Origin of the sequence: Arenimonas composti TR7-09 = DSM 18010, from assembly GCF_000426365.1 — a bacterium.
GTDB classification, from domain to species: domain Bacteria; phylum Pseudomonadota; class Gammaproteobacteria; order Xanthomonadales; family Xanthomonadaceae; genus Arenimonas; species Arenimonas composti.
In genome coordinates this window covers 150,880-163,288 of record NZ_AUFF01000003.1, presented here as the reverse complement: position 1 = coordinate 163,288, position 12,409 = coordinate 150,880, and the positions used below count along the sequence as shown (strand labels likewise).

Here is a 12,409-nt window from a genome sequence, read left to right as displayed (position 1 = left end):
ACGCAAACCCTACCGGAGCCTCCTCATGCGCAAGCTGCTGCTCGCCGCCGCCCTGTGTTCCGCCAGCTTCGCCGTCGCCGCCTCGCCGGTCGCCGAACCGGTCGAATGGGAGGTCGACGGCAAGACCTTCTCCGGCTTCCTGGTCTACGACGACGGCGATGGCGATCCGGAGCGTCCGGGCATCGTGATGTTCCCGAACTGGATGGGCCCGACCGCCGACGCGGTCGAGCGCGCGAAGGCGATCGCCGAGGACGACTACGTGATCCTGGTCGCCGACATGTACGGCAAGGACCTTCGCCCGGCGAACCCGGACGAGGCCGGCAAGGCCTCCGGCGCGGTCTACGCCGACAACGCGGCGCTGCGCCGGCGCGCTGCCGCCGCGGTCGAGGTGCTGCGCGGTCGCGCCGCCGACCTGCCGCTCGATCCGGAGCGGTTCGCCGCGATCGGCTTCTGTTTCGGTGGCGCGGTCGCGCTCGAACTCGCGCGTGCCGGCGCCGAGCTCGATGCGGTCGTCAGCTTCCACGGCAGCCTGCGCACCAGCGTCCCCGCCGCGGCCGGCGTGACGCGACCGCCGATGCTGGTGCTCAACGGTGCCGCCGACACCTTCGTGTCGCCGGAGTCGATCGCCGAGTTCAAGCAGGAGATGACCGCTGCCGGTGCCGACTGGCAGTTCGTCGACTTCAGCGGCGCCGTGCACTGCTTCGCCGAACCGAGCGCCGACGGCAACACGATTCCGGGCTGCAAGTACGACGAACGCACCGCGAACCGCGCCTACGCGATGATGGCGGACTTCCTCGACGAGAACTTCGGCGAGGACTGACGTGCCTGCAGGAGCGGCTTCAGCCGCGATGCTCTTCTCCTGGACCGCGCAAGAGCATCGCGGCTGAAGCCGCTCCAACGGAAGGGCATCGCGGCTGAAGCCGCTCCAACGGAAGGGCATCGCGGCTGAAGCCGCTCCTACGGAAAGGCATCGCGGCTGAAGCCGCTCCTACAGGAGGGGGGTCAGGAGTTGCGTTCCAGGGCGTAGCGGGCGAGGCCACGCAGCGCCGCGACCCATTCCGAATCCGCCAGGCCGTCGAGCGCGGCTTCCGCGGCCGCAGCGAACCCGGCCGCACGCGCCTGGCTGTAGCCGATGCCGCCGCTCTGGCCGATCGCCGCGAGCACTTCCGGCATCGCCGTCGCGTCGCCGGCCTCGACGATCGCGCGCAGGCGTTCGCGCACTTCGGCACGGCTGTTGGCCATCGCGTGGATCAGCGGCAGCGTCGCCTTGCCCTCGGCGAGGTCGTCGCCGAGGTTCTTGCCGAGGGCGTCGGCGTCGGCGGTGTAGTCGAGCACGTCGTCGGCGATCTGGAAGGCCATGCCCAGCGCCATGCCGAAGTCGTGCAGGCGCTGCTGGGCCGCTTCATCGGCGCCGGCGAGCAGGGCGCCGAGCCGGGTCGCGGCGGCGAACAGCACCGCGGTCTTGCGCTCGATCACCGCCAGATAGGCGGCCTCGTCGGTGTCGGGGTTGTGCACGTGCAGCAGCTGCAGCACCTCGCCCTCGGCGATCCGGTTGGTGGTGTCGGCGAGCACGCGCATGACCGGCATCGAGTCCAGCTCGACCATCAGCTGGAAGCTGCGTGAATACAGGAAGTCGCCGACCAGCACGCTCGGGGCGTTGCCCCACAGTGCGTTGGCGGTCCGACGGCCACGGCGCAGGTCGGATTCGTCGACGACGTCGTCGTGCAGCAGGGTCGAGGTGTGGATGAACTCGACGATCGCCGCCAGCTGGTGCGCCGCCGGGCCGCCACCGCCGAGGGCGCGCGCGGCCAGCACCACCAGCATCGGCCGCAGGCGCTTGCCGCCGCCGCCGACGATGTGTTCGGAGATCTGGTTGATCAGGACGACGTCGGAGGCGAGTCGGTCGCGGATCAGCGCGTCGACGGCCGCCATGTCGGCGGCGGCAAGGCGCTGGATGGCGGCGATGCCGGGCAGCGCGGCAGCGCGGGCGGGGAGGGGAGCGGACATGCCGCGATTATACGGGCCGCCCCCCGCGAAGGCGGCGTCGCCGGCGGCTTCCCGGGCCGCGTCCGACCCGGGAATGGCGTGGCTCAGGCGCCGGGGAACACCTGGTAGCGACGCAGGGCCAGGCCGATGCGTTCGCCGCGGCGCGGTGCGGCGACGTCGCCCGACGGCAGGTCGACCTCGACCGGCCGCGACTGCCCGGCCAGCTCCGCTTCCAGGATGAGTCGGCCGGCGAGCCGACGGACCTCGGTGACGGTCGCGGCCACGCCCTCGTCCGTCGATACGACCGAGATGTCGTGCGGACGCACGAACAGCGTCGCCGGGCCCGGAGCACCGGCTTCGGCCGGCAGTACCGCGCCGTCGTCGCCGAGGCGGAAGCCGCCGCCGTCGACGCGACCGCCGATCTGGTTGGAGCGGCCGAGGAAGTCGAACACGAACGGCGTCGCCGGCTCCGCGTAGACCTGCTCCGGTTCGCCGTCCTGCTCGATCCGGCCACGGTTCATCACCACGACGCGGTCGGCCAGTTCCAGCGCCTCTTCCTGGTCGTGCGTCACGAACACCGTGGTGAAGCCGGTTTCCTCGTGGATCCGCCGCAGCCAGCGGCGCAGCTCGACGCGCACCTTGGCGTCGAGGGCGCCGAAGGGTTCGTCCAGCAGCAGCACGGTCGGGCCGATCGCCATCGCCCGCGCCAGCGCGACGCGCTGCTTCTGGCCGCCGGACAGCTGCGCCGGCAGCCGCTCGCGGTAATCGATCATCTGCACCAGTTCCAGCAGCTCCCGGACCTTCGCCGCGATGTCGGCCTCCTTCGGGCGCTCGCGCCGCGGCTTGCAGCGCAGGCCGAACGCGACGTTCTCGAACACCGTCAGGTGCGGGAACAGCGCGTAGTGCTGGAAGACGAAGCCGACCCGCCGCTCGCGCAGCGACAGGCGGGTGGCGTCGCGGCCGCCGAACAGGATGCGCCCCTCATCCGCCGGCAGCAGGCCGGCGATCAGGCGCAGCAGGGTGGTCTTGCCCGAGCCCGACGGGCCGAGCAGGGCGACCAGCTGCCCGGAAGGGATCGCCAGGTCGACCGGATGCAGGGCGGCGGTGCCCTCGAAGATCTTGCTCACGCCTTCGATTCTGATGTCCATGCGTCACTCCGTCAGTGTCCGCGGGCACGGCGTGCGAGCGAATCGCCGTGTCTCCATTCCAGCCACAGCTTCAGGCACAGCGTCACCAGCGCGAGCAGCGCCAGCATCGAGGCCACCGCGAACGCGGCGACGAAGCTGAATTCGTTGTAGAGGATCTCCACCTGCAGCGGCAGGGTGTTGGTGAGCCCGCGGATGTGGCCGGAAACGACCGACACCGCGCCGAACTCGCCCATCGCCCGGGCGTTGCAGAGCAGTACGCCGTACAGCAGTGCCCAGCGGATGTTCGGGAAGGTCACCTTCCAGAACATCGTCCAGCCGCCGGCACCGAGCGACGCCGCCGCCTCCTCCTGTTCGCCGCCCTGCTGCTGCATCAGCGGGATCAGCTCGCGGGCCACGAACGGGAAGGTGATGAAGATCGTCGCGAGCACGATGCCCGGCACCGCGAAGATGATCTTGATTTCGTGCAGCCGCAGCCATTCGCCGAACCAGCCGTGGGCGCCGAACAGCAGCACGAAGATCAGGCCCGCGACCACCGGCGAAACGGTGAACGGCAGGTCGATCAGCGTCAGCAGCACCCGCTTGCCGCGGAACTGGAAGCGGGTGATCGCCCAGGCGGCCGCGACCCCGAAGACCGCGTTCGCCGGCACGCTGATCGCCGCCACCAGCAGGGTCAGGCGGATCGCCGCGAGCGTGTCCGGCTCGACGATCGCCTTCGCGTAGGCGGCCCAGCCCTGGCGCAGCGCTTCGAAGACCACCGCCGCCAGCGGCAGCAGCACGATCCCCGCCAGCAGCAGCAGCGCGAGCGCGGTGAGGCCCCAGCGCACCCAGGCCGGTTCGACGACCGGGTCGCGGAATGCGATCCCCGGCGCCACCGGGCCCGCGGGGGCGGCGATCGTGGTGTCAATTGCCCTGTCCACGCGCGAGCCTCCTTTCGAGCAGGTTCAGTGAGAGCAGCACGACGAACGACACCGCCAGCATCAGGACCGCGATGCCGGTGGCGCCGTTGTAGTCGAACTCCTCGAGCCGGATCACGATCAGCAGCGGCGCGATCTCCGACACCCGCGGCAGGTTGCCGGCGATGAAGATCACCGAGCCGTACTCGCCGACACCGCGGGCGAACGCCAGCGAGAAGCCGGTGAGCATCGCCGGCAGCAACTGCGGCAGCAGCACCTTGCGGAAGGTGGTGAAGCGGCCGGCGCCGAGCGACGCCGCCGCTTCCTCGTGCTCGCGGTGCAAGGCCTCGAGCACCGGCTGCACCGTGCGCACCGCGAACGGCAGGCCGACGAACATCAGCGCGATGACGATGCCGAGCGGCGTGTACGCGACCTTGAGACCCACCGGCTCGAGCCACTGGCCGATCCAGCCGTTGCCGGCGTAGAGCGCGGTGAGCGCGATGCCGGCGACCGCGGTCGGCAGCGCGAAGGGCAGGTCGACGATGGCGTCGGCGAAGCTGCGTCCGGGGAACCGGTAACGCACCAGCACCCACGCGATCACCGTACCGGCGAACGCGTTGAAGGCGGCCGCCGCCAGGGCCGTGCCGAAGCTGAGCTTCAGCGCCGCCTGGACGCGCGGTTCCGCGATGATCTGCCACCAGCCGTCGAGCCCGAGTCCGCCGGCGCGGATCACGAGTGCCGACAGCGGCAGCAATACGATGAGGGCGAGCCAGGTGAGGCTCAGTCCCAGCGTCAGGCCGAAGCCGGGCAGGGGCCCGGCGCGGCGCCGATGGCCGAGGGCGGACATGGGTCAGCGCCCCGGCTGCATGATCCGGTCGAAGAAACCTCCGTCTTCGAAGTGGACCTTCTGCGCGTTCTCCCAGCCGGCGAAGGCATCGTCGATGGTGACCATCGGCATCGCCGGGAAGCGCGCCATCACCGCCGGGTCGATGCCTTCCGGGTTGCGCGGCCGGTAGAAGTGCTTCGCGGCGATCGCCTGGCCCTGCGGGGTGTACAGGTAGTCGAGATAGGCCTGGGCGATCTCGCGGGTGCCGCGGCGGTCGACGACCTTGTCGACGATCGACACCGGCGGCTCGGCGAGGATGCTGATGCTCGGGTAGACGATCTCGAACTGGTCACCGGCCTCGGCGAGGGTCAGGTGCGCCTCGTTCTCCCAGGCCAGCAGCACGTCGCCGACGCCGCGGTAGGCGAAGGTCGTCGTCGAGCCGCGGGCACCGGTGTCGAGCACCGGCACGTTCGCGAACAGCCGGCGCATGTAGTCGAGCACGCGGGCGCCGCTGCCCTGGTATTCGCGGCTCGCCCAGGCCCAGGCGGCGAGGTAGTTCCAGCGCGCGCCGCCCGAGGTCTTCGGGTTGGGCGTCACCACGCCCACGCCCTCGCGCACCAGGTCGCCCCAGTCGCGGATGTTCTTCGGATTGCCCTTGCGCACCAGGAACACGATCGTCGAGGTGTAGGGCGAGCTGTTGTGCGGCATCCGCGACTGCCAGTCGGCCGGGATCAGGTCGCCGCGCGCGGCGATCGCGTCGATGTCGGAGGCCAGGGCCAGGGTGACCACGTCGGCCTCGAGGCCGTCGATCACCGAGCGCGCCTGCTTGCCCGAGCCGCCGTGCGAGGCGTGGATCGTCAGGGTGGTGCCGGTGCGCTGTTTCCAGTGCGCGGCGAAGGCGGTGTTGAAGTCGGCGTAGAGCTCGCGCGTCGGGTCGTAGGACACGTTCAGCATCGAGCTCTCGGTCGCGGAAACGGCGCCCGCGACCAACGCGAGCAGGGCCGCGGCGAGCAGCGGAAGGAGCCTGGCACGCCGGGACGCGCGGTTTTCGGACTGGTTCATGGGTATCTCCTCGCGGGGAATCAGAACGCCACCTGCAGGCGGGTGAAGAGGGTCTTCTCGTCGTCGCGGTCACCACCCACGGCGCCGCCGTCGAAGCGGGTACGGGTGTGGTCGACGACGAAACGGAGGTTGCTGGTCAGGTACCAGTTCAGGCCGATGCCCCAGCTCCGCGCGCGCGTCGCGGCCAGTACCGGGTCGGCGAAGAACGGGAAGGCGTCGTCGTCGATGTCGAGCTCGCCGAAGCGGCCGACCAGTTCGAAGGCGCCCCAGCCGTCGGCGCCGGCGCTGAACGGGCGGTCCGGGCGCACGCCGCGCCAGGAGGCGTCCTCGCCGGTCAGCACCCAGCCCAGGTTCAGGCCCCAGGCCGCGTGCTCGAGCGTTTCGGAAACGCCGCCGAGCAGCAGTTCCTGGCGCGAGTGGATCGCCTCGAAAGTCGCCCCGAACGGGCCCTTGTAGTACCAGCCCTGCGGCGAGAAGCGGCTGTGCCGGCCGTCGGCGGCGACGCCGCCGCGGTAGTTGAAGAACACGTTCTGGCCCGGCGTGCGGTAGCGCGGCAGGAATGCATTGCCGGCGCCCTCCTTGTCGCCGGTGCTGCCGGCGACACCGAAGCCGAGGCCGGCCAGCGCCGAATCGGTACCGCGCCAGGGCTCGAAGAACAGGCGGCCGGCGAATTCGCGGTTGTGGTCGGGGTCGGTGGTCGAGCCGTCACGGCCGTCCGCGGCGCCGTTGTAGATGCCGGCCACGTAGCTGACCTTGCCGCCGGCGAACTCGCCCATCAGCTGCACGCCGAGTTCGCGGTTGGGGGCCAGCTCGGTCGGGAAGCCGCGCTCGACGAACGAGATCGCACTGCCGGCCTGCAGGCGCTCGAGGCCGATCGGCCCCTTGACCTTGCCGGCGCGCAGGGTGAAACGCGGATCGAAGCGCACGTCGATGTAGGCGTCGACGAGGGAGGCGCTGTCGCCGGCGAGTTCCGGGGTGATGCGCCAGCCGATCAGCCTGCCGAGCGAGCCTTCGAAGGTCGGGCGCACACGCCGGAGCAGGAAGCCGTCGCCGAAGGCGTCGTCGTCGTCCAGGAACACGCGGTGGTCGGCCTGCACGAGGCCGCGGATCTTCAGTTCGAAGTCGCCACCGGAATCGCGCACGCTCAGGCCGCGGCCGTCGATGGTCACGGTCGGCGCCGCGGCGCGCGCGGTTTCGGCGGCGACGCGGGCGGTTTCGGCCCCGGCCTGCTGGTCGAGCCGGCGTTCGAGTTCGCGCAGGCGCTGGTCGAGCGCGGCGATCGGATCGGTGCCGGGAGCGGGGGCGGGAGCCTCGCCGCCGAGGCGGGCCTCGATGCGCTGGATGCGCTCGAGCAGCTCGGCGACGGTCGGTTCCGCGGCGTTGGCCTGTGCGGAAACGAGGGCCAGCGCCAATGCGCCGGCGAGGGAAAGGGGTCTGGATCGGGGTGTAGCCCTTCTGGACATGACGCCTCCTTGACTGGTTCCAGTCGAGTTGCCGGGCGCCTCCAGCGGTCTGGTCGGCTACGGGGGTGCGGGTTGGGTGGTGCGGAAGTTCGGAGGCCGCGCCGTGGTGGCGGCGACGGGTGTTGCGGACTGCATCGGTCCGTCGACGTCGGGGCTCAGCGCGGCGCTTCGTCGACCTTCATCTTCTCGGTGCGGACGATCTGGACGATCCGCGACTGGTGCAGCACGACTTCGACCGCGCCGTACGGGGTCTCGCGGATCGCCGCCAGCACGGCCAGCTCCTGCGGACTCAGCGGGGTTTCCGCGATCGCCGCCAAGGGGGCGGTCGTCGGGCGGGGGGACGGGCCGATGCCCGTGACTTTCTGGCGGATCATGCTTCCTCCTTCGCTCAGGAATGCCCCGCCGGCTCGGCGCTGGCGGGTTCGGTGGACCGGATGAACTCGGCGAGGCTGCAGCGGTCCAGAACCCCGGACATCGCCTCGCGCACGTCGCCCATCAGCAGTCGCAGGCTGCAGCTCCCGGGATCCGGGCAGTCGGTGCAGGGCTTGTAGGCGCTGACGCTCGCGCAGCGCAGCGGCGCCAGCGGGCCGTCGATGACCCGGATGACGTCGCCGATCATGATCTCGCTCGCGTCGCGGGCGAGCCGATGGCCGCCGATGGTGCCGCGGGCGCTGGAGACCAGGCCGGCCTTGCGCAGGTCGACCAGGATCGCCTCCAGGAACTTCTCCGGCACCTTCGCTTCCACCGCGATCCTCCGCGCCTGCAGGCGGTCGGGAGCCGCCCGCGCCAGGGCGCCGAGGGCTCGCAATGCGTACTTGGCCTTCATCGTCAACATAAATTCCGACTGAACGTATAGGATTTGCAGAAACCCGCTGTCAAGCACTTCCGCAAAAGTCCTACGGGTGGCCGGGGCGCATGTCCGACGCGGACGGGGCTGGCATACTCCACGATCCGTTCAAGGCTCGAATCCAAGGAACCAGCATGGCCCGCGGCGTCAACAAGGTGATCCTCGTCGGCAATCTCGGCAACGACCCCGAGGTCAAGTACACCCAGGGCGGCATGGCGGTCTGCACCCTGAGCGTGGCGACCACGTCGGTGCGCAAGGATCGCGACGGGAACCAGCAGGAACGCACCGAATGGCATCGCGTGAAGCTGTTCGGCAAGCTCGGCGAGATCGCCGGCGAGTACCTGAAGAAGGGCCGCCAGGTCTACATCGAGGGCTCGATCCGCTACGACAAGTTCACCGGCCAGGACGGCCAGGAACGCTATTTCACCGACATCGTCGCCGACGAGATGCAGATGCTCGGCGGCGGGGGTGGCGGCGACGGCGGCGGCGGTTACGGCGGCGGCCAGCGCAGCGGCGGGGGTGGCGGTGAACGCGCCCCGCGCGGCGGTGGCGGTGGCCCGCGCGGCGGTGGTTCCGGCGGCGGCTATGGCGACCGTGGCGGTGGCAGCGGCGGTGGCGGCTACGGCGGTGGCGGTGGTGGCGGTGGTGGCGGTTCGCCGGGCCGCGACGAGCCGTTCCCGGACGACGACATCCCGTTCTGAGCCGCGGCCCGCGGCTGCGCCGGCTTCCTCCGAGCACGCACGACATGCAGACCTGGCTCGTGACCGGCGGTGCCGGCTTCATCGGCGGCAATTTCGTGCTCGACGCGATCGCGTCGGGCCATCGCGTGGTCACGCTCGACGCGCTGACCTACGCCGGCAATCCCGACACCCTGGCGGCGGTGGCGGACGAGCCACGGCACGTCTTCGTGCACGGCGACATCCGCGACCGCGCCCTGGTCGCCCGGCTGCTCGCCGAACACCGTCCGGACGCGATCGTGCACCTGGCTGCCGAAAGCCACGTCGACCGCTCGATCGACGGGCCGGCGGCCTTCGTCGACACCAATGTCGTCGGCACCCTGGTCCTGCTCGAAGCGGCCCGCGACCACTGGCGCACGCTCGACGACGCCGCCCGCGCGCGCTTCCGCTTCCTGCAGGTGTCGACCGACGAGGTCTACGGCTCGCTCGGTCCCTCGGGGCGCTTCTGCGAGAGCACGGCCTACGCGCCGAACTCGCCGTACTCGGCCTCGAAGGCCGCCGCCGACCATCTGGTGCGCGCCTTCCACCACACCTACGGCCTGCCGGTGCTGACGACGAACTGCTCGAACAACTACGGGCCGTTCCAGTTCCCCGAGAAGCTCATCCCGCTGGTGATCCAGAAGGCGCTGGCCGGCGCGCCGCTGCCGGTCTACGGCGACGGCCGCAACGTCCGCGACTGGCTGTACGTGCGCGACCACGTCGCGGCGCTGAAGGCGGTGCTGGCCGGCGGCCGCGTCGGCCACACCTACACCGTCGGCGGTGATGCCGAACGCGAGAACATCGAGGTCGTGCGCGCGATCTGCGCCGCCCTCGACGCCCGCCGCCCGCGCCCCGACGGCCGTTCCTACGCCGACCAGATCGCCTTCGTCACCGACCGCCCGGGGCACGACCGCCGCTACGCGATCGACGCCGGCAAGCTGCGGCGCGAACTCGGCTGGGCGCCGACGGTGGATTTCGAACAGGGCATCGCCGCGACCGTCGACTGGTACCTCGCGAACCCCGCCTGGGTCGCGCGCGTGCTGGACGGCAGCTACCGGCTCGAACGCATCGGCGTGGAGGCGTGATGACGCGCAGGGGCATCATCCTCGCCGGCGGATCCGGCACCCGGCTGTACCCGATCACCCAGGGCATCAGCAAGCAGCTGCTGCCGGTGTTCGACAAGCCGATGATCTATTACCCGCTCAGCGCGCTGATGCTCGCCGGCATCCGCGACGTGCTGGTGATCAACACGCCGCACGAACAGGCGCTGTTCCGCCGCCTGCTCGGTGACGGCAGCCAGTGGGGCATGCGCATCGAATACGCCGCGCAGCCGAACCCGGAAGGGCTGCCGCAGGCCTTCCTGATCGGCCGCGAATTCCTCGCCGGCCAGCCCAGCTGCCTCGTGCTCGGCGACAACATCTTCCACGGCACCGGACTGACCGAGCTGCTGCGTCGCGCCGACGCCCGCGGCCAGGGCGCCACCGTGTTCGGTTACCGGGTGCGCGATCCGCAGCGCTATGGCGTCGCCGAATTCGACGCCGACGGCAAGGTGGTCGGCATCGAGGAGAAACCGGCGCAGCCGCGTTCCGACTACGCGATCACCGGCCTGTACTTCTTCGACGGGCGCGCGCCGGACTTCGCGGCCTCGCTGCGGCCGTCGGCGCGCGGCGAACTCGAGATCACCGACCTGATCCGCTGCTACCTCGACGAGGCGGCGCTGCAGCTCGAGGTGCTCGGCCGCGGCTACGCCTGGCTCGACACCGGCACCCACGAATCGCTGCTGCAGGCGTCGAACTTCATCGCCACGATCGAGGCGCGCCAGGGCCTGCGCGTGTGCTGCCCGGAGGAGATCGCCTGGGGCAACGGCTGGATCGACGACGCCGCGCTCGCGGCGCTGGCGGCGCCGCTGCGCAACAGCGGTTACGGCGAATACCTGCTGTCCCTGCTCGGCCGGGGCGTGCGCCGATGAAGGTGATCGCGACCGGCCTGGCGGACTGCCTGCTGTTCGAGCCCCGGGTGTTCAGCGACGACCGCGGCGAGTTCTTCGAAGCCTTCAACCACGACCGCCTGCGCGAGCACGGCCTGCAGCCGGCCTTCGTGCAGGGCAACGTGTCGCGCTCGCGCCGCGGCGTGCTGCGCGGCCTGCACTACCAGTGGCCGCAGCCGCAGGGGAAGCTGGTGACGGTGCTGGAGGGGGAGGCTTTCGACGTCGCCGTCGACCTGCGCCGCGACTCGCCTGACTTCGGCCGCTGGACGGCCGTGGTGCTGTCGGGGCGCAACCGCCGCCAGTTCTGGATCCCGGAAGGCCACGCGCACGGCTTCGTCGCGCTGAGCGAGGACGTGCTGTTCGGCTACCTGTGCACGGCGACCTACCTGCCGACCGCCGACGCCGGCGTGCGCTGGGACGACGCCACGCTGGCGATCGACTGGCCCGTGTCGGCGCCGCTGCTGTCGGCCAAGGATTCCACCCTGCCTTTCCTCGCCGACATCCCGGCCGTACGCCTGCCGGCCGTCGCCTGATGCGGATCCTGCTGCTCGGCGCCGACGGCCAGGTCGGCAGCGCACTGCGTCGCAGCCTCGCGCCCTTCGCGCAGGTGCTGAGCTCGACCATCGACGGTCGCCTGCCTGACGGCGGCCAGGCGCTGCCGGCCGATTTCATGCAGCCCGGCGCGCTGCCGGAACTGGTCGCCGCCACGGCGCCGGCGCTGGTGATCAATGCCGCCGCCTGGACCGCGGTCGATGCCGCCGAGACCGCGCCCGAGGCCGCGTTCCGGGTGAATGCCGGCGCCGTCGCCGAACTCGCCGGCGCCTGCGCGGCGAAGGACCTGCCGCTGCTGCATTTCTCGACCGACTACGTCTTCGCCGGCGACGCGGTGCGGCCCTGGCGCGAGGACGACGTCGCCGCGCCCGGCAACGTCTACGGCGCCAGCAAGCTCGCCGGCGAACAGGCGGTGCGCGCCGCCGGCGGCCCGCACGGGATCTTCCGCCTGAGCTGGGTGTACGCGCCGGAGGGGAAGAACTTCCTCGAAACGATGCTGCGGCTGGCGCGCGAACGCGACGAGCTGCGGGTGGTCGCCGACCAGACCGGTGCGCCGACGCCGGCGGCGTGGATCGCCGACGCCGTGGCCCGGGTGATCCGCAGCGATCGCGAGCTGCGCGGCACCTGGCATCTGGCCGCCGCTGGCGCCACCACCTGGCACGGCTTCGCCGAGGCGATCGTCGCCGACGCGCTCGCCGCCGGTCTGCTGGCGCGGGCGCCGCGGGTCACCGCGATCGCCAGCGCCGACTGGCCGACGCCGGCGCGGCGGCCGGCGAACTCGCGTCTGGACGGCAGCCGCCTCGCCGCCGACTTCGGCCTGCGCCTGCCCGACTGGCGGCAGGGCGTGCGCGAGACCATCGCCGCGCTGCGCGCACGGCACGGCTAGAATCCGCTGGCGCCGTCGCGGCACGACGACGGCCGATTTCCAG

The 12,409-nt window shown here is 71.4% G+C and carries 14 protein-coding genes; 6 read left to right on the top strand and 8 right to left on the bottom strand.

Going from position 1 to position 12,409, the window contains the following annotated elements:
• Positions 1-25 precede the first annotated feature (25 nt).
• Positions 26-820 (top strand): dienelactone hydrolase family protein, encoded by a 795-nt coding sequence (locus tag K311_RS0107600; protein WP_026816807.1) that lies wholly within the window; start codon positions 26-28, stop codon positions 818-820.
• 182 nt (positions 821-1,002) lie between these two features.
• Here K311_RS0107600 and K311_RS0107595 read toward each other — a convergent pair whose 3' ends face one another.
• From K311_RS0107595 to K311_RS0107560, 8 genes are all read right to left on the bottom strand, one after another.
• Entirely contained in the window at positions 1,003-2,007 is a 1,005-nt protein-coding gene (locus K311_RS0107595) for a polyprenyl synthetase family protein (protein ID WP_026816806.1), read from the bottom strand.
• An 83-nt stretch (positions 2,008-2,090) separates the two neighbouring features.
• On the bottom strand, positions 2,091-3,134 hold the full coding sequence (locus tag K311_RS0107590) for a sulfate/molybdate ABC transporter ATP-binding protein (protein ID WP_026816805.1): 1,044 nt from the start codon (positions 3,132-3,134) through the stop codon (positions 2,091-2,093).
• An 11-nt stretch (positions 3,135-3,145) separates the two neighbouring features.
• Complete coding sequence (gene cysW / locus K311_RS15970) at positions 3,146-4,027, bottom strand: sulfate ABC transporter permease subunit CysW (RefSeq protein WP_051239852.1); 882 nt, start codon at positions 4,025-4,027, stop codon at positions 3,146-3,148.
• Between the two features lie 7 nt (positions 4,028-4,034).
• Positions 4,035-4,874, bottom strand: coding sequence for a sulfate ABC transporter permease subunit CysT (gene cysT / locus K311_RS0107580; protein ID WP_026816804.1), 840 nt, complete (start codon positions 4,872-4,874; stop codon positions 4,035-4,037).
• Between the two features lie 3 nt (positions 4,875-4,877).
• A complete protein-coding gene (locus K311_RS0107575) occupies positions 4,878-5,915 on the bottom strand; it encodes a sulfate ABC transporter substrate-binding protein (RefSeq protein ID WP_051239727.1) in 1,038 nt (345 codons plus the stop codon).
• A gap of 20 nt (positions 5,916-5,935) precedes the next feature.
• Positions 5,936-7,378, bottom strand: a complete 1,443-nt coding sequence (locus K311_RS0107570; protein WP_026816802.1) for an OprO/OprP family phosphate-selective porin — start codon at positions 7,376-7,378, stop codon at positions 5,936-5,938.
• Between the two features lie 155 nt (positions 7,379-7,533).
• Positions 7,534-7,752: a YezD family protein gene (locus K311_RS18115; RefSeq protein WP_081683345.1), complete on the bottom strand. Its 219-nt coding sequence runs from the start codon at positions 7,750-7,752 to the stop codon at positions 7,534-7,536.
• Positions 7,753-7,766: 14 nt separating this feature from the next.
• Positions 7,767-8,204 carry an RrF2 family transcriptional regulator gene (locus tag K311_RS0107560; protein WP_211223637.1) on the bottom strand — a complete coding sequence of 146 codons (438 nt, stop codon included), beginning with the start codon at positions 8,202-8,204 and terminating at the stop codon, positions 7,767-7,769.
• Between the two features lie 155 nt (positions 8,205-8,359).
• Between K311_RS0107560 and ssb the strand changes: the two genes are divergently transcribed.
• The 5 genes from ssb to rfbD are packed head-to-tail and all read left to right on the top strand — an operon-like array spanning position 8,360 to position 12,366.
• Complete coding sequence (ssb, locus tag K311_RS0107555) at positions 8,360-8,926, top strand: single-stranded DNA-binding protein (RefSeq protein WP_026816800.1); 567 nt, start codon at positions 8,360-8,362, stop codon at positions 8,924-8,926.
• Positions 8,927-8,970: 44 nt separating this feature from the next.
• The gene (rfbB, locus tag K311_RS0107550; protein ID WP_026816799.1) at positions 8,971-10,026 is read left to right on the top strand and encodes a dTDP-glucose 4,6-dehydratase; all 1,056 of its coding nucleotides are present in this window, start codon (positions 8,971-8,973) and stop codon (positions 10,024-10,026) included.
• A complete protein-coding gene (gene rfbA, locus K311_RS0107545; protein ID WP_026816798.1) occupies positions 10,026-10,910 on the top strand; it encodes a glucose-1-phosphate thymidylyltransferase RfbA in 885 nt (294 codons plus the stop codon). The genes rfbB and rfbA overlap by 1 nt, the downstream gene beginning before the upstream one ends.
• A complete protein-coding gene (rfbC, locus tag K311_RS0107540) occupies positions 10,907-11,461 on the top strand; it encodes a dTDP-4-dehydrorhamnose 3,5-epimerase (RefSeq protein ID WP_026816797.1) in 555 nt (184 codons plus the stop codon). Before rfbA ends, rfbC begins: the two co-directional genes overlap by 4 nt.
• The gene (gene rfbD, locus K311_RS0107535; RefSeq protein ID WP_026816796.1) at positions 11,461-12,366 is read left to right on the top strand and encodes a dTDP-4-dehydrorhamnose reductase; all 906 of its coding nucleotides are present in this window, start codon (positions 11,461-11,463) and stop codon (positions 12,364-12,366) included. Before rfbC ends, rfbD begins: the two co-directional genes overlap by 1 nt.
• Positions 12,367-12,409 lie beyond the last annotated feature (43 nt).